The organism is Candidatus Methylacidithermus pantelleriae (assembly GCF_905250085.1).
GTDB lineage: Bacteria > Verrucomicrobiota > Verrucomicrobiia > Methylacidiphilales > Methylacidiphilaceae > Methylacidithermus > Methylacidithermus pantelleriae.
In genome coordinates, this window is record NZ_CAJNOB010000024.1 from 1 (window position 1) to 17010 (window position 17010).

Genomic DNA, 17010 nt, shown 5'->3' on the forward strand with positions numbered 1-17010 from the left:
AGCCCTTCCCTTGGCTCTTTGGTTCCTCCTTTTGGAAGCTAAACCCTTGCGTCCTTTTTTCCTCGGCGAGGCAGAGATAAGCCCGCAGGAACGCTCCAGCAGAGGCTCCTCAACCTCTCCTTAAAACTCGCACCAACCTACCTTGTCGGATTTTCCATCCTACTGAGCTGCCCCCCACAAAGCGGTTCTTTAGCACGTTTTCAAGCTCCAAAGGGTTTTGCATTCCCTAAAGGGAAGGGCCACCTTCTCGAACCAACGCGAGATCAGGCGGGCTTTCTTTTCTCCCTTTCTTCCAAAGAAGACTCAAGCTCGCTGCAGAGAAGGAAATCGCGTGGCGTCCAGCTTCTGCCACCGGAAGCAAGACTTCCTGCCTGGTTGTTTGAAACCTTCACTACCCGCACCGTAGAAGGCGTTATCAAACCCCTGGTGAGTCATCTTTGGGAAGAGCGGCAAGTTGGACAGAGGGGGGACATCAATCTCCAATAGGTACGCGGAAAAGACCAGCGGAACCCGGTTGTGGAAATGATCCTCCCTTCGGTTCAACTTCGTTGCCCAATCCCTTGGCTCTTTTGCCACTCCAACTTTCTCTGCATCTTTCTTGGCCCAAGAGAAAAGCTCCGGATGGAGCTTGGTCAACCCGTCGGCATTGGTGCCGACCAAAAAACGACTGCTAGAAATCCAAAGGCCAGGGGAGGTTTTTAATACCCTTAAAACAGTGTTCAATGTTTTAATACCGTGGCTAAAAGCATAGACGACCCTTGCCTTACCAGGGAAGATCGTCCGGGGCGCCGGCCGGAAACAGTGCTGCCGACGATGCGCGTGTCGAGGTTTTACAGGCAAAGCGTAACTAGCGTCCAGTCCCGCGTTTTCGGGGACAGGAGCGCCCGAGGCCCTCAAATTGTCCCCCGAGACCGGGCATGCGTTCCTTGCCCCGCTTTGACTCTCTTCCCGAACCCCCGCCAGAGAAACGACCATAGAGGGTTCGCCCGGGCACGACTGGCTCTCGCACGGATGGGCGTTCGGAGAGCCCCAAACCTCCCCGGTCGAGGGCAGGAGGTCCGAAGCCCCCTCCTGGTAAAAACTTGTGCCATGACAGTTGCGCGTGGTTGACCGCGCGGATGACAGACGTGTAGGCCGGATCGACTTCGATCACCTCGACTCGGGCAGCGAAAAAGCCGACGTGAGCCATCGCGATCGCCTTGCCGGGAGGCAAAGGAAAAGAGCGAGCCCGAACACAATCCACTGACTCGAACTTGGGTTTTCGCTTGCGAAGATCCAATTCTTTGATGCCAAGCGGCCCGCCCGATTCGGCGCAAGGCCGGGGCGATCTCTTTGCAGGCATCAGCAAAAATCGCTTTGGCCTTCTCCTTGTTTCTACCATAGAGCTGCAAGCCAATCCGGCGGGTTCTGACGAGACTGTCAAAAGCGATCCGTTTCGCCCAAGGCAAGACGATCCTCGTTTCGTGTCGATGCCGACCGCTTGGTAGGGCGGCGTGTCCCCAAGGAAAGAGGTTGCGCCCCGACGCTCGGAAAGAGCCGCGACCGCTTGCTCTCCCGCACAAAGCGGTAGCTTTACCGCGGATCTCTTCTGTTTGCGGGCAAGTTTTACCCTCTCGGTCGGCGCTGTCACCATCATCCGGATGGCGAAGAGCGCCTGGAGGATCGCCTCCTGGCCGTAGGCCAAGCGCAGCACGCTCTCAAGAGCCAGGTATTGGGTTAGGCTCCCCCAATCTCCCCGGTAGCGCAGTGGCAGCCCATAGGCTGCGGCCCGTGGGTACCGTAGTTTGGCGGACTGGTTGCCGGCGGTCTTTTCTTCCCATCCCAGCACAGAGAACTAGCTCTTCCGCTGCGCCTGCCAATCCCTCTTCCAAGCGCTATGATCGGAATCGCCGTTCTCTTCGAACAAACTGCTTACGCGAACAGGCGCGGCGAACGGAAAGAAACAAAGACGCATCTAATCGGGACTTCTGATTGGCCAAGAGCGCATCAAGCGTAGTCCACAAGATGGCCAGCGGCCGCTTTTTTCTCGTGCAAAACGTTTGATAGCGGCTTTTTTGCTGGAGCTTGCAGATCACCTTTTCCAATCTGTGGATCGCGCCGTTTAGCTTCCTCAATGAGCTCGGGCCGCCGTTGGCTGATCGAAGTGGTCTTCTCTTGGAGCGCAGACCCGGAGGACATGGAACTTTCGGGCGGTGAGCTCTAAGTGCGTGAGGAACGATCGCTTAAGCTTCTTCACACGCACGCCAGCCTGCACTTGGCCGAAGAGGCTCCACTGCGCCCGGCCGTAGAGCACCGGATAGCTATCGAGCAACGTCACAGCCAAGCGCTTCTGGGAAGACAAAACAGGAAGTTCGCTCATGCGATCGGTTCGAGCGCTTTCTTGGACGCAATTCAGCGCAGAGCTCTTCCCCTAAAGCCTAGCCCACAGCCAAACGATCACCTCATATAGCTCGCGCACCCTATCGTCGGCCCTCTCATCCAAATCCACCACCAGGATCGATCGACCCTCCGCAGTCAATGGCGCTTCCTGCTACTTGAAGCCGAAACGCATCAGCCGCTTGCGCTCCTCGACCAGGATGCCGCGGGCCTTTGGGATCACAGAGCTCCCCAACGAGCCCTTTGCGATGGCCGTTCATCCGGGGGCCTACCTCGTTAAGAGCCTTGACGATCCCTAACTCTTTGCTTGAGAGCAAGCTTCGAGAACCCAAACCAATTGTCTGTCTTCATCCGCTTTTGGATCGGCGCTTGCACACCCGCGCGTAGAAACTAATCGGTTGGATTGGTCCGCCTTCGCACGCATGATTACCGTTCCAATCGGGAACTATTCTAAAAGGACAGGCAAACGCCCCTCTTTCCACATCGGCCAAGCCGTTTGGGGGGACACCGTGCGGCTTGGCCAACGCACTCAACTTCATTTTGATGTTCCATTACGAACACTCTTATGCATGGCTATATTTTTAGCTTGTGAGAACCATTAGCGATTCCCTTATTCGACATGAAATACTAAAAAAATAGGGAAGGGGAGCAAGTGGTCAAACTTGAAGCGAGTCCTTATGGATAGTAGCATTGTGTCAACTCGAGAAGGCTCCGAAGCCGCGTTTTGGCCTAATCGGAAGCGCTATCTAGTTGGCTGACTCGTCTCCCACACGTGAAAGGCTAGGGCGTGAGTCTTTGTTCACCAAACTCAGCGGTGAAAAGAGCATATGGTCTGGCGGCAGGCAGGCTATTGTCTTAAATCTCTGTTTTGAACCGAAAGCACTCTACCCGGCGTTGTGACAACGTTTGCAAAAAGACCCAGAAAGCGTCCCAGCTCGAAAGCATGCGGTAACGAAAGGAAAGGTTCAAGCACAGCTTTGACACGGTCTTGGGACGTTCCAGTCGTGGGATACAAGGAAAAACTCCGGCCCCCCTTTAGCGGAAAGGAGACGCAACTGCGCGTGGGAGGAAAACCACCGGGGGAGGGACTAACAACACCCGTGGGAAGAATCATGCACCAAAAGCGGGAGGTGCCTCTTGTCAGCAGTTTTGGATTAGCCGTAAGCAGAGCGATCGAAGCTGCGTTGGTGCGGGCGAGAAGAAAAAGGGAGTTAAGTAGATCCATAGTAGCAAAAAAGCCGCAGGAACCCTGCTGAAAGAAAGGAATGTTAGCTCATGCGAAAACGGAGAACGAACAAAGCCTGAGCCGAGCGTGATGGAGAGTATAAAACCAGCCGGGTGACCTGGAAAGTATTAACGAGAAAAAGCAAAAAGCGCGTGGGAAACCGGCCTTGCGTTGGTCGCCGCATGTGAACCATGCCCAAAACCACATATGGGAAATCTCGAGATGCCGTCTCGGAAGGAGCAACGGAAACGGCGACTCAGAAGAGAACCCCACGCATTGCGCCACCAAAAGAGGCGTCTTCCTACGTCCTGCTATCTTACATGGCGCATCCCTCCGTTGTACTCAAGATCGTACTTTCCAAAGCACTCCATCTAAGCTCAAGTACCTTCAGAGATCTACCTGGATCCCTCGATCCCTGACAATTCGGCACCCCCTCCTTTAGCTTCAAGCCACCAAAGTCCGAAGGACTTTTCCCATAGTAGCCGACAGCTCTAGTAAAAGCTTTGCCGCTATCAAACCCAGAGCTTCTGCAGCACGATTCATAGCTTGCCTGACCGATCGAGACAGGGGCTAAAAAATCGGGACTTGCCGGTAGGCGTTGGGATTGCGATTAGCATATCGATTATGAAAGAAAAGGGTGGGAGTTAGAATCATATGTGACTCTTTTCTCGAGCAGTACGCAAAGAAATCATGGATGTGATTCTGCGTTTGTTCGTTCCTCTGCTCCAACCGGAAACATCCAAGAAGAAAGCGCAGGGGATGCCGCTGGCGCGGAAGTGGAGACGCTCAAACCGGACAGGAAGCGTCTCCAGGGGGACGACGGGGAGGTTTCCGAGAGGATCCGATTCTTCGGCTTTTAGACTTCTTTCTTTGAACCTTTTGGTGACGATTGGGCTTAGGCAAGAGCTCCCTCTTTCGAGAACCAACTGCCTTGGAGTCAACTTCCTGTAACGAAAGGTTGGCTACTTCGATGATCGGCGCTTTTTGGGGAAGTTGTTGCCGGAAAAGCATTGTATCGACCAAGGCCACGAGCTGGCGCTTTTGCTTGGCAACTAAAAGCGGCTTTTGTGCCAATTTGGAGAATTTTCTCATACGAGCTGCTTCTTGCCAACAAGGACGTGCGAATCGCCCCACCAGGAGAGCTTCTATGAGAAACGCCCAGAAGCCGTACCGCACGTCTTGGAACTGCCCCATCGCTAAAAAGAAAGTGGAAGCGAAAAACACGATCTTCCAATGTCGCAAAAATCCTAAAGAGCTTTTGGAAGGAAGACGAGAATCGATCCAGGCTGCTTCCAGTTCCCACTGGGCTCGATGCAAAAGTTGCGAAGCACGCTGCCAAAGGAAGACCATTGCTGCGAGGAGGATCAAAGAAATAAGGGTTCGCAAAAGGGTTGGAATCGCTGAACACCGCGAGCCAAGGAAAAAGAAAAAGGTGGCAAAGAGCAAGCTCGCTTGAATACTCTGAAGGCAGCCCGGGATCCCTAACCTCCCTACGGCCTGAAGCGCCGTTCGCTCTTTTAGGGAGGCAAAGGCAAAGACTCGATCTAGGAGATCGCTTTCCGACTGGCTGAGAGATTCTGGGGGAACGAATCGCGACCAAAAGGAACCTTGGATGGCAACGCAGTGAATTACCCCAGGCAAGCTCAACAGACTCCAGAACCAGGCAGCCGGCATGGGTCGTTCGACCCACAAAAGGGCTAGCGGAGTCCAGAGGATGATTCCCAGAGGGCAAGTGAAAGTGCGCTTGATAAGCCCAAAACCGCAGGCCGGCTCTTTGGGTAGATGTTGACCTCCATAACAAACGCTCATTTTTCCAAGCCAGCCGATCCAGAGGCCAATAAGGCCAAGCCCCACTTCTCGCCAAGCGGTGGATAGGCCAAGAATATCGGTCACCCATCCGAATAGAGGGGCCATGAAAAAAAGCGCCATTCGGCCCCACGGTTTGTTGCCGTAGAAAGGAGAGGCCAAAATCCAAAGACCCTTCGGACCCGGCGGTAGGACCCAAAAGGATAATACGATCCCCTGGGTCATCAGAACAAACCAGGGGAAAGTACTATTTAGGAAATCAAGGGGTGTGAGTCCCATCGGGTTTTCTTCCTGATTGTTTTCGAGTGTACGATCCCCCTTCGTCAGAGAGGGTCTTTTTTGTGGAAGCTTCGGGTACTTTTCTCCGCATACCCCTCATATGGGGCGGACAAGGAAAAAATGCCTGGTGCTTCCGCTGCTCTTTTCCAGGGCCGTTTTCCTATGGCTGGAGAGCTGCACTCCTAAACCAACCCGCCGCGAATCAAGATCAGCCGTTTCGCCGAAGACTCCTGGGGCGAGGGGACCAATGACAAACCTGTGGCGGCACTTCTCCCGTGAACTGCTCCTCAAAAGCCGCGGCTTTACCTTGTTGCGCAAAACATCAGGGATTTCATGCCAGCGAGGTAGGGTACCTTGGGCCGTTACGTCCGATCAGAAGGGCGGACCCGCGGAAGAGCGTGCTTGGTGAAAAGCGATCGGAAAAAGGGGATAAAGTTGTTGTGGGCACCACGGCTCAGCACAGAGATTTGTGGTTTCCCGTAGAAACGCTTGAGGACTTGCGTCACCGGACGTCCCATCCGTTTTCGCTTGGAAAAACTCCAACCGAAAGAAGCCGGAGGTGGGTGGGGAGTGCTCGCTTTTTTGGCTTTTGCGGTGAAAGCTTGGCTTGAAAAAGCTTTTTGGAAAAAAAGAGGGGATGAAAAGCTTTCGCTTGCTCGAACGAACTTTTCGTTCGTTTTTTCAATTCTCGCTTTTGCCCGCACAGTCTCGGTAGCACGGGGCAAGTGCATTTATCTGTCGCAGGAGGAAAGGGAATTCTATGATCGCTCCCCCAAAGCAGGAAGAAAAGACATTTTTTCTAGAACCAAAGTCGCCAGAGCAACGGTTGGCCCGAGTCAACCCTTCAGCTTGCCACACATCCCGCTGGGCCTTTTGGTCTTGGGTTACTTTGCTCCTGGGCACACACAAGCTCTTGGTCGCCCTCTAGACCCTGCAACAGGGTCCTCGCAGCTTTCTCGAGATACGCTTCCCAAGCAGCGAACAGAGCCCAGAAGGCCACCGTACTCTTTTTCTAAAAGTGTCACCCCATGCTGGTTCGGGTCTCCAACACGGCTCTCGACACAGCTCTGCGCTGATTACCGCACTTTATTCCCTGTGGCTCACAAATCCATTGGACCGCTTAGCCTCACAATCTTACTCCCTCAGAAAATAGCCGTTGCGGACCGCTGCACGTCCACCGTTTCACCCACAAAGATGAACATACCGATTTGCGAAAACTCCCCAGTTCTCTTTTCATCCCTTTTGCCTCCAACGTCTATTTCCGCCCTCAGAAGCTCGCTCACAAAAGCGACCGCGCTCTCGCTATGCGATTAGCCAACCCAAGTCTTTTCATCCTCGCACGACAGCTCGCTTATTCTCTCGGGCAGTAGTCAACGCGCCTCCTAAACACCATTTCACCACTCCAATAACCAATCCACCACCTCTCCACGTCGCTTCAAGCCGTCCGCGTTATCCTCCAAAAACCAGACCGAGTCCACCTTGCAAAAAATTACCACGATTACCCTAGGCACGCGCGAAACGCTTTGGCTCTCTCTGGGCTGTATCGGATGATTCTCCAAAGTTCGCCAACTAACCGCATTTCAAACAAACACCAAGGACTATACTTTCGCACCTTTTCCATCTGACTCTCCTTCCGCTACATTTTCCTTTCTCTCGCAACTTGCGCACAAGTGCCATCAATCGTGGCTCCGCCATCGACCCATCCTCTTCTTGCCACCATCCCTTTTGGCACCTCTTCCGCCGTGATTTCTCAATGAGTAAGGTAATAAAACACCATCCAATCACCCACTCGGTTTTTTCCGACAAGAAAACGCTTAGCATAGTGCGCACGTTTTCCGTCCCATAGCACCTCGTCCCATCGACAACCGCTTCTACACAGCACACACATTCGGATCAGTCGCTGGATTGACACCCATGAACGTCCCACGAGCTATTCTGGCAACCTCCCGACAGCTAATATAACTCAAAAAGGACAAACGCGAGTTCATCTGGGAACGCTCTTCTGCCAAATCCATGCGTAAACGCTCTTTAGCTTCCTAGATCGTCCAAATGGTCCCAACACCGCTTCCACCACCGCCGGCGCCGCAGTATGTCAGTATTAGGCGGTCTTCTTGCGTTATGCGACAATGCTGATGCCATCCGCAAAAGGGTATGGACCATCCTCCCAACGCGTAACGTTCGCTTTCTGGTAGGTCGCTTTCTTCCCTGTGAGAGAAACATCCGGGCGTCTGGATAAAAAAGCTAAGTACCAAAAGAGTAACAAAAGTAACAGCATTCATGACTCTTCACAATGTTTAAAAAAAAACAAGCAAAAGTCGGCAACGAGAAAATGCCGTTTCTGCACAGTCTCATGAATGACCCGACAAAGGGAGCTGGGCGCTAAACAAAGAGCGTTCCCAGCCCGGCGTTGTACTGTTTCTTGTATTGGTGTGAGTGGCGTCAATAGAAACCCTGCCTTGTTCAGGAAAACTCTCCGCTGTTCTCGAAAACGCGCAGAGAGCGGGAAAAATCCGCTACACAGCAATATCGAAGCGCTCCGTTTTTGAGTAATGGAACAAGAAAGGCGAATGTTCATAAAAAGGGTAGGGAAACGACCAGTCGCCAAGTCAACCAAGCTGCGTTTTAAAGATATCGATCCGCAAGCGGATCTGAACAAGGGAGATGGGCGCTGCCAGAAGATCTGTGGGTTTCGGAAACATTTGCTTTCTTTTGGACCAGAAGGCGCCACGAGTTGCAAGCTAACAGCCAATCGATCATCGCGCTCTGGAAAAACGCCACCCTGGCTATGAGCCACCTTTTTTTGCACAAAGAATTACCATTAGTCCGATCGGCTCCTTAAGGAGCCTGCGTTTTGTAAATATCCAGCGTGTAGTTGTTCTCATGAGGTAACCGATACCAGTCGCCAAACCTGCTTTTTGCGGCAAGAAAGTCCGACACAAGATGGATGTACTTGCTCCCTTGTCCGCGGTCCCATTCTACCACAGCCTCGGCGCAACACACTACGTCGGGATCCTGAAGAACATCGCGGCGGAGATCAGGACGATAATGATCAAAGTATTCCCACCGCAGATCGCTGGGAATACCCGAACAGTCCACATGCCTGAGGGAAACGAGATTCGGGTTTCTGACAGTGATATTCTGCGTCATGAGATCGCGCTGAAACTCCTTAGCTTTGCTTAACTTATAGATGTGAGCATCAGGATCAAAGATGCGATTGTACGTTAAAATAAGTCGATCTTCCTCGTTAAATGGGCAATCGCTCACGTTTTTTTGCGAGCGCGGGTCCTCCTTGGCTTCCCTTTGAGAAGATGTTTGGTGTAGGGTGAAAAGAAAGTCCCAGGACGGTTCGCCGGTTCTGTGGTCGATACGTTTCGCTGCGAGAAAGTCCACTGCCTCGGGGAGGTAGCGGAAATGGTGAGTCTTGCGTTTATCCCACTCAACAAGCGCTTCGACGCAGCACCTCACGTTAGGATTTGTCGGAGGGTCGTAAGACAAAAAACGCGTGCCGACGATTTTCGGGAGGTCTGCATAGTCGACATGTTTGACAGACGTCAACCGGACGCGATGCACTTCGGTAATTTTCTCTGGAAACCGCCGAGGCAGCAGATAATCAAAAGCGTCTTGGACGGTCCAGGAAAGACGCTCCCACCGGCGCTCCCAGGAGCTCATTGTCGGCAGCCTGGAGGACTCTAGGCCTAAGTAGGTCAAGACAAAGCGGTCCTCTTCGGTGAGCTGACAATTTTCGCGTTCTTTCATTAAGCGAAGGATCGAAGGGAATTGCGACCGTGAATGCTGGATGTTGTCGCGGTCTTCCGTTTTTTCGTGGGCTTGAAAGAGACATCCCGATATGTGGATTAGGAAAGCTAGTGATAAGAAAATCGCGAAATTTGCCTGACTCATGAATGATCCTCCGTCTCTAATGCTTAGGAGTTGCGCTTACTCTCCAAAAAGCGGGTATAGATCCGCTAGCATTTGGAGAGCGTCCCCTTTGACTAAGGTTGACCACCACGGGAAAAGATCCGCGATCATCGCTTTGAGGAGGGTGAAAGAAAAACCGACAGGCCCGCGTGAAGGCCTGATGCCTCTCGAGAGAGAAATCAAGAGGTGCAAAAGAGAGGTTTACACACGCCACATCAAAAGTACTTTTGGGAATCGCTAGCTCTACGGAAACACGTCCTTTCGTCGAAATAGGCCTGGTAGAATGAGGCTCGTAGGACCGATTGTGGCAAAGGAGTCTCCTAATGAAAGCGCGCATAATCGTCATGTCGCGACCGAAATCGGCGGTCCGCACAGAAAAAAACGTGCGAGAAGGAGGCGAAAGGAAACATGAGGTTTTTATAGCATCGGAAAGGAGGACAGCTAATGAGCCGTGTACGATTTTGCACTTTCCCGTTTCCGGAATTTCCATCTTCCAGAGCATAAGGCTGCATTAAAATTCGCTTAGCGTATGAAGAAGTTTCCACTGACCGAGCTTATTTTTGGCCGAAAGGAAATGCTTATGGATAGGACTGAAAACCTCTAACTCCCAAGTTGGTGCCCAAGAATCCCCTCTTGGGAGTGGGAACCACTCAATCACAACTTCTACACAGCACACGAGCTCTGGGTCAGCGCCAGGGTTGCGGACAAGCGGGGTGCCGACCATTCTAGGGACGTCGGAACAGTTGATGTGTTTAAGCGAGACTAAAAAAGTGCCCCGGCTAGGAGTGCCCTCCTTAAGTTCCTCTTCCCTCTGCCCATCCTTCGCATCCTTTAGCCCCTTCCAGCCGAAAACCGGCCCAATGCGGCGAAAAGCGTATCTCAAGATGAATCGATCTTGCTCGGTTATCGGGCAATCGTTCTGTCCTTGCCCAAACACAGGTTCCGGATTGGAAAGCTTTTGAGTGGGATGTGTATCTTCTTGGTTTGGTGGAACCACCGGTTGTTCCGAAAAGGACAGGGATAGTTCAATAATCCCAAAAAGAGTAACCAAAGCCATAGCGAGCGTTAAATGATTCATGACGATTGCTCCTCTTTCCTAACAACCATTATTAGCCATTATTGATGAGAGATGTATCTCTGCCACTACACGGGTCCCACGTCTGCCGCTCCGAGCGGTAAACGCGCTGCCGATAAGAGCTCCTAGCTTTTTCTTTGGAAGCTTCTTGGATGCGCTAACGAAATGTATGCCACGGTTCATCTTATCACAAATACCTTCGCGGACCGTAGAAGACCGTCAACTCGTAGAACGACTACCTCCGCGAGAACGCCATAGGTGCATCTTTTGTTTACGGACGGTAGTCGCGTCTTCGACAGGCAACTAAAGGGGATTCCCAGGCACATTGTCACGAAACGGTTCGGTGGTCCCAGGTTCCATGGAGAAACGCCGGGAACAGTTGTTTTATGTATTTGCGGCTGGTCGTCGGAAAAAAATAAGGTCGCAAGGGTCTCCTGACGGCCTCTCGCTTGACAAAGATGTGCCACAAAATCGATCATACTCTTTTGCAAAGTCGTGATAGCTCGAGTGACGGTTCTGCCACCTCTCCCTTCGTCTTACACGAAAGGGGAACAACGATCGCTTTTTGTAAAGGAAAAACCGCGTTCTCCTCGAAAACGTGTACGTTTGTTATCATGTCTACCTCGAAGCGTGAATCACCACCCAGTCACCTTCGGCGTTCTTAGCAGCAATAAAGGTTTTCACCACATGCACATACCTCAAATCCTCTTTTCGGTATGGCTCGCCGGCATCCCATTCCACCACAGTTTCGACGCAGCACAACCCGTCGAAGTTCTTCGAAGGAGCGAGGCGAAGAGCGAGTTGTGCTTCTTTAGCGATGCTTTCACAGTTAATGTGCTTAACGGATAGCAAATGCCGGTTTTTTTTAGTGGGAAGGAGCTCCTTTTCGGCCTGTTCCAGTTCCTCGATCTCCTCTTCTTTAGCCGAGTCGAAGGTCAAAGTATCGCCCAACGCGGTGTTAGCAGTTGCGGCGTATGTTAGGATGAATCGATCACGATCAGGAATTGGGCAATCGCGAGGCGTTCGAGTAGATCGGAAATGGGATTTCTCGTGTTGCGAAAAGCATCCAGGGAGTTGAAGAAGAAAACCGAGCAGCAGTGAAAGGAGAATGAGAGAAGAAGTTTTCATAGTGTGACGATGCACGTCATCGAGGATGTTTCGCTTTGAAGTTGAAAGAGAGATTGGCGCTCATCACGGAGAGGAAAATCCGATCTGCTGGTCGGTCGTTTCACTTTTTGGCGCGCAATCCTTGGCCGATGTGCCTTTTGGTTGAGCAGAGCAAAGGGAAGGGAGGATGGCAAAGCAAAATGGGATCGCTTTCGACTATCCGATGGAAAGGAGGAAACTAGCAGGTGAAAGCCTAGTGGGAGAGCTGAATGGCCAGCTCTTGCGACAAATGAGCGACCCAGCCTTAACGCGATAGGGGGTGCGCCGCAAAAACTTCGCACATGGGAATGCATCAGAATGACTCCGCTTGCGAACTGGCCCATCACTTGCTGTGCTCTCCGTACTGTGACAGAGAGCTTGTTTAGGAACTTACACACGTGCCTCTGCCCTTGGAACGGCAGAGCGGACGCTACAACAGCTCGAGGAACACGCCCGCAAAGCCGAAAATTGGCTTCCAGACACTCACGAGCACCGCCAGAAAGGCCGCCCCACTCCGCCTCGAAGCGCTTCCAAAGAAGCCTTCCGCTACCAGGTGATAAAAAACGCAATAGCCTTGAAGAGCGCACTTGCATCCTTAGACCGACAAAAAACTGTCTCGTGTGGCCATAAAAAACATACATACCGTGATAATGCCTCACGTGTCGCAGAAAATAACTTTACCAGAAGCGCTACGCATCAATGAACAAGATCCCCACGTAGAAGCCAAGGTAACACCAAAACCACACCAGCAGCGGAAAAAAGCGATTTTCCGACGGGGCAGAAGAGGTGCTTGCATTGAAAGCAATGTGTAACGTAAATGATATCGTTCGTCGCTATGCATAACGGCCTACTTTCTCTTGATGTTCGCCAACCCAGGTGCCGAGTTTCATAACAGCGTACGCAAACGAAAAACCGCACCACTCCCTTCCCGAAATGCCAGCAAACCGAGGTGCGGCCAACGCCGGATAAAGCTTTGCGTCCATGGTTGCTTGTCGCTCTCGAATCAATGGTGATGAAAAGTGATCTGGTCACGCTGAAGCCATTTCAACAGAAACCATTCTCCGAATCGATTTTTGACCGCAAAGAAGCGTGTACGCACGCGCCCGCAGGTACTCCCTTCGAACAATGTCACAGGGTCGCACTCAACGGCCGCCTCGACACAACACTCTGTATTTGGATCGGTGGCAGGATTATCCAGTCGCGGATCTTGGGCTTGCCAGTGGGAGAGGTCAGCGCAGCTAACCGGGTTTACGAACAGTAATCGAGGATTTGAGTGGTAGCATATGGCGCGCCGGTTGTTGTTTTGGTTGCTCCAAAACGTAGCTGCTGCGAGGTCAGCCACTTCGATGTACAGGGGAGGACGACTACTGTTCTCAGCTAGGTCTACGTCTACTGAGGCCAAAATCCACGCATAGGGTGAGAAGCAATAGGTCAATATAAACCGGTCTTGCTCAGTAATGGAGCAATTGCTGCGAAATTTAAAAGGATTGGAAGCTGGAGCTGCCGACCCGGGAGAAGGTGCGCGATCAAGTGCGGTTGACTTGTCTTCTTGAGGCCAACAGCCACTAAGGTGAATGAAAGCGATGAGAAGCGTGCATGTGAAAAGAATCGACCGATTCATGATTTGCCTCCCTTTTTGCGCGGTATAACACATTTCGAGAAGGGGTGAAAAGGCCGGTAATGGGTTCTTAGCGGAGGAGCGACAACTCTCCGCTGGGCGCTTCGCCAGACTCCTGTTGGAGTTCGGCCGGCCGGCAGAACAAGGTGAGTAGCTTCGGCGAAAAGTACCGTCCTTTGGTGCGAAACTGCGCTGTGGAGAGAAAAAGGACTGCAAAAATGCGCTAGGCGCGAGCAAATGCGGCTCAGAAAAAGAGCTCGAATCAGGCTTATCTCCACAGAGGTGGCAAAGCTGAGCGCAGCGAGTTGTGACAGCCTGGAGGTAAGCTTTAAGTCGCCCTGTGCGCGCTTTTCCGCCGTTCCATAAAGTCGCGAAAGGCCCGACGATACAGCAGAGAAAGGTTCGGACAAAAGTGGCGCTGGGCGGTAAGAAAAAGCAGCCGAAGCGTTGGTACCAGGCGAGTTGTTATTGAGGGTTTGCATAATCAGAAAACATCCAAGAGGCCCAACAGAACCGCAGAGAAACTTTGCTTTTTCCTGCCGAAGAAAGCAGAAGGGAGAGGATCGTAAGGAACTGGTATGAAAGAAAACCCGATCCCTGCGCACACAAAGAATAGCCAAGGGACCATTGCGGTACAAATGAGCCCTATGAGGTAATGACGCCAAACATCGTAGAACCGCCCAAAGAAAACCAAGGGGATCATGGCTAGCCCAAGGGCCATAAGGACTCGGAAAGCCAAATCACATCCTACCATCACGAGAAACTGCAAGAAGTAAATAGAAAGAAAAAGGGTCACGGAAGCAATGGCCGGAACGGCAAAAGCCAAAAGCGTCGGAACCAAATTCAACGCACTAGAAAGCAAAAGAAACCAATACGGAGTTAAAGGACCATCAGCACGCTGGTTTCGATTTGTCACCACAATGTCGCGACGGACGTTCCCGGTATAAAGATATGCATTGGGGTCATCCAGGTGGCCTCCTCCACCCAACGTCACACCTGGAAAAAGGTGCCGTGCGATGTAATAAATACCAAGCTTAAATTTGTCTCTATTCTGGTCAGAGGTGAGGCCCCCTAGGAGTGTCCCTGGATCTTGGAGATCTTTCAGGGACACAGACCTTCCGAAAAGCCACTGTGCCCACCATTGCGCGGGGTTGTAGGACTTCCTCTGGTCCTGCCGAGACGGATAGGCGAACTGGCAACCTAGGTCTCTCATATACCTACTGGACTCCGTTGCAGCCTTTTGGAATCAACGTCCCTAAAGGCACCGCCCTACCGGCGCAGATCGTAGACAATATACCAATGTCCCAGTGGATTCTTTGCTGCGAGAAAATGAGCAACGCGCCGGTAGTTATCCAACAGCCTGGTATATTCATTCGAAACTTCGGCGCAACATACATCAGGACTATTCAGGAGCCTCAGAACTTCTGTACTCAGATAATTCCCAACCATTCTGGGTATCTCGGAACACTCAACATGCTTAAGCATCAGTAAACGCGCCGTTTCACGGTGGTCCATGTCCATCTTCCATTTCGCATCTTTAGCGGCGTCAAGGTCCCAAGTACCGCCAGGGGAAAGTACTGTGTAGTAGGTCCATGTAAACCTATCTTCTTCCGTAAATTCACAATCCTTATGTCTTTTTAGCAAAGGAACGATGGAAATCGACAGGCCACCAGAGGCTTGGCTAGTTTCTTGGCCAGAACTCTTTGTTTCCTTTTGCGAAAAGCATCCAGGTACCTGAATGAGAAAAGCCAGGAGTAAGCTTGTAACCAGTGGGGAACCATTCATGGACCTCCTCCGTTTCCTAAAAAAACCGGTCTCCTTGGGAAACCCAAGACTTCACCTTTCTCTATCCCCTTCCACCTCCCCCTCCACCTAAGCCTCGGATTGTCTGACCGATTGCCGAGATTCCGGCTTGAGCCCTCTCCCACATCGCCGACCCAATCCTCTCCGCGAAGCCTACCGGCGCGGTAGCTTGCTGCAAAATCACGCTTGCTGCCTCCGAGAAGGCTATAAAAGCTGAAAACGCAATCCGGCCAGCGGCAACTGCCCAGTGAATTCCCGTCATCACAAAGAAGGTAATGATGCTCACCCCGGCAAAAATCGCCGAAGTAAAGGTAGCCAGTTCCAAAAACATTCCGATGACGTCCCGAATGAACCGCACTAGAGGGATTGGAGTACCGTTTGAAGGATTATTTAAGTTGTTAAAGAACTGCACAATGGGTGGTCCAAACCAATCGCTAGGAGCGCTCTGGGAAAAATCGGCAACTCTTGCGAGATTGGCGAAAATGACATTCCCAAGAGAAGAGAGGATACCCGGGATGATTCCTGGCTGTCCGTTCTGCCCATCGAATAAGGCGTGGTACAAAAGCGTTACTATCGAAAACCCGATCCCTGCGCACACAAAGAAAAGCCAAGGGACCATTGCGGTACAAATGAGCCCTATGAGGTAATGACGCCAAACATCGTAGAACCGCCCAAAGAAAACCAAGGGGATCATGGCTAGCCCAAGGGCCATAAGGACTCGGAAAGCCAAATCACATCCTACCATCACGAGAAACTGCAAGAAGTAAATAGAAAGAAAAAGGGTCACGGAAGCAATGGCCGGAACGGCAAAAGCCAAAAGCGTCGGAACCAAATTCAACGCACTAGAAAGCAAAAGAAACCAATACGGAGTTAAAGGACCATCAGCACGCTGGTTTCGATTTGTCACCACAATGTCGCGACGGACGTTCCCGGTATAAAGATATGCATTGGGGTCATCCAGGTGGCCTCCTCCACCCAACGTCACACCTGGAAAAAGGTGCCGTGCGATGTAATAAATACCAAGCTTAAATTTGTCTCTATTCTGGTCAGAGGTGAGGCCCCCTAGGAGTGTCCCTGGATCTTGGAGATCTTTCAGGGACACAGACCTTCCGAAAAGCCACTGTGCCCACCATTGCGCGGGGTTGTAGGACTTCCTCTGGTCCTGCCGAGACGGATAGGCGAACTGGCAACCTAGGCCTTTCATATACCTACTGGCCTCCGTTGCAAATCCTTTGGAATCAATGTCCGTGAAGCCACTGCCTCGACACTTTCAGAACGTAGACAAGAATCCAATCTCCCACTGGATTCTTTGCTGCGAGAAAATGATTAACAACCCGCATGTCCTCTTTGGGACAGATAGATTCATTCACAACTTCGGCGCAACACACATCAGGACTATTCACCACCCTCAGAACTTCTGTACTCAGATAATTCCCAACCATTCTGGGTATCTCGGAACACTCAACATGCTTAAGCATCAGTAAACGCTCCGTTTCACCATTCTCCTCCGCGAACTTTTTGTCCACTTCAGCCGCGTCAAGGTTGAAGAAATAGCCACCTACCCCCAGTCTGCGTCCCCAGTAGGTAAATATAAGCCTATCCTCTTCCGTAAATTCACAATCCTTATGTCTTTTTACCAAAGGAACGATGGAAATCGATAGGCCACCAGAGGTTTGGCTAGTTTCTTGGCCAGAACTCTTTGTTTCCTTTTGCGAAAAGCATCCAGGTACCTGAATGAGAAAAGCCAGGAGTAAGCTTGTAACC

The 17010-nt window shown here is 51.7% G+C and carries 13 protein-coding genes; 2 read left to right on the plus strand and 11 right to left on the minus strand.

What is annotated here, in order from left to right; all coding sequences use genetic code 11:
• Nucleotides 1-303 precede the first annotated feature (303 nt).
• The 7 genes from KK925_RS06780 to KK925_RS06810 form a co-directional block, all read right to left on the minus strand.
• On the minus strand, nt 304-723 hold the full coding sequence (locus KK925_RS06780) for a hypothetical protein (RefSeq protein WP_174583346.1): 420 nt from the start codon (nt 721-723) through the stop codon (nt 304-306).
• 124 nt (nt 724-847) lie between these two features.
• A complete protein-coding gene (locus KK925_RS06785) occupies nt 848-1828 on the minus strand; it encodes a hypothetical protein (protein WP_174583347.1) in 981 nt (326 codons plus the stop codon).
• A 282-nt stretch (nt 1829-2110) separates the two neighbouring features.
• Complete coding sequence (locus KK925_RS06790; protein WP_174583348.1) at nt 2111-2359, minus strand: hypothetical protein; 249 nt, start codon at nt 2357-2359, stop codon at nt 2111-2113.
• Nucleotides 2360-4387: 2028 nt separating this feature from the next.
• Nucleotides 4388-5686: a hypothetical protein gene (locus KK925_RS06795; RefSeq protein ID WP_174583349.1), complete on the minus strand. Its 1299-nt coding sequence runs from the start codon at nt 5684-5686 to the stop codon at nt 4388-4390.
• A 2835-nt stretch (nt 5687-8521) separates the two neighbouring features.
• The gene (locus KK925_RS06800) at nt 8522-9586 is read right to left on the minus strand and encodes a hypothetical protein (protein ID WP_174583350.1); all 1065 of its coding nucleotides are present in this window, start codon (nt 9584-9586) and stop codon (nt 8522-8524) included.
• Nucleotides 9587-10115: 529 nt separating this feature from the next.
• Nucleotides 10116-10682, minus strand: coding sequence for a hypothetical protein (locus KK925_RS06805; protein WP_174583351.1), 567 nt, complete (start codon nt 10680-10682; stop codon nt 10116-10118).
• 615 nt (nt 10683-11297) lie between these two features.
• The gene (locus KK925_RS06810) at nt 11298-11807 is read right to left on the minus strand and encodes a hypothetical protein (RefSeq protein WP_174583352.1); all 510 of its coding nucleotides are present in this window, start codon (nt 11805-11807) and stop codon (nt 11298-11300) included.
• Between the two features lie 166 nt (nt 11808-11973).
• Between KK925_RS06810 and KK925_RS11280 the strand changes: the two genes are divergently transcribed.
• Complete coding sequence (locus KK925_RS11280) at nt 11974-12102, plus strand: hypothetical protein (protein WP_268905636.1); 129 nt, start codon at nt 11974-11976, stop codon at nt 12100-12102.
• Nucleotides 12103-12837: 735 nt separating this feature from the next.
• The gene (locus KK925_RS06815; RefSeq protein ID WP_174583353.1) at nt 12838-13086 is read left to right on the plus strand and encodes a hypothetical protein; all 249 of its coding nucleotides are present in this window, start codon (nt 12838-12840) and stop codon (nt 13084-13086) included.
• Between the two features lie 841 nt (nt 13087-13927).
• Here the strand turns inward: KK925_RS06815 and KK925_RS06820 are convergent.
• The 4 genes from KK925_RS06820 to KK925_RS06835 all read right to left on the minus strand — a co-directional run.
• Nucleotides 13928-14656: a hypothetical protein gene (locus tag KK925_RS06820; RefSeq protein ID WP_174583354.1), complete on the minus strand. Its 729-nt coding sequence runs from the start codon at nt 14654-14656 to the stop codon at nt 13928-13930.
• 56 nt (nt 14657-14712) lie between these two features.
• Nucleotides 14713-15228 (minus strand): hypothetical protein, encoded by a 516-nt coding sequence (locus KK925_RS06825; RefSeq protein ID WP_174583355.1) that lies wholly within the window; start codon nt 15226-15228, stop codon nt 14713-14715.
• A gap of 61 nt (nt 15229-15289) precedes the next feature.
• Nucleotides 15290-16450 carry a hypothetical protein gene (locus KK925_RS06830; protein ID WP_174583356.1) on the minus strand — a complete coding sequence of 387 codons (1161 nt, stop codon included), beginning with the start codon at nt 16448-16450 and terminating at the stop codon, nt 15290-15292.
• Between the two features lie 34 nt (nt 16451-16484).
• A partial coding sequence (locus tag KK925_RS06835) for a hypothetical protein (protein WP_214096368.1) occupies nt 16485-17010 on the minus strand: 526 nt, incomplete at its 5' end.

Excerpts from the sequence above, each read along its gene's own strand:
- KK925_RS06790 (WP_174583348.1), bottom strand. The coding sequence starts at position 2,359 with ATGAGCGAACTTCCTGTTTTGTCTTCCCAGAAGCGCTTGGCTGTGACG.
- KK925_RS06795 (WP_174583349.1), bottom strand. The coding sequence starts at position 5,686 with ATGGGACTCACACCCCTTGATTTCCTAAATAGTACTTTCCCCTGGTTT.
- KK925_RS06800 (WP_174583350.1), bottom strand. The coding sequence starts at position 9,586 with ATGAGTCAGGCAAATTTCGCGATTTTCTTATCACTAGCTTTCCTAATC.
- KK925_RS06805 (WP_174583351.1), bottom strand. The coding sequence starts at position 10,682 with ATGAATCATTTAACGCTCGCTATGGCTTTGGTTACTCTTTTTGGGATT.
- KK925_RS06810 (WP_174583352.1), bottom strand. The coding sequence starts at position 11,807 with ATGAAAACTTCTTCTCTCATTCTCCTTTCACTGCTGCTCGGTTTTCTT.
- KK925_RS11280 (WP_268905636.1), top strand. The coding sequence starts at position 11,974 with ATGGCAAAGCAAAATGGGATCGCTTTCGACTATCCGATGGAAAGGAGG.
- KK925_RS06815 (WP_174583353.1), top strand. The coding sequence starts at position 12,838 with ATGAAAAGTGATCTGGTCACGCTGAAGCCATTTCAACAGAAACCATTC.
- KK925_RS06820 (WP_174583354.1), bottom strand. The coding sequence starts at position 14,656 with ATGAGAGACCTAGGTTGCCAGTTCGCCTATCCGTCTCGGCAGGACCAG.
- KK925_RS06825 (WP_174583355.1), bottom strand. The coding sequence starts at position 15,228 with ATGAATGGTTCCCCACTGGTTACAAGCTTACTCCTGGCTTTTCTCATT.
- KK925_RS06830 (WP_174583356.1), bottom strand. The coding sequence starts at position 16,450 with ATGAAAGGCCTAGGTTGCCAGTTCGCCTATCCGTCTCGGCAGGACCAG.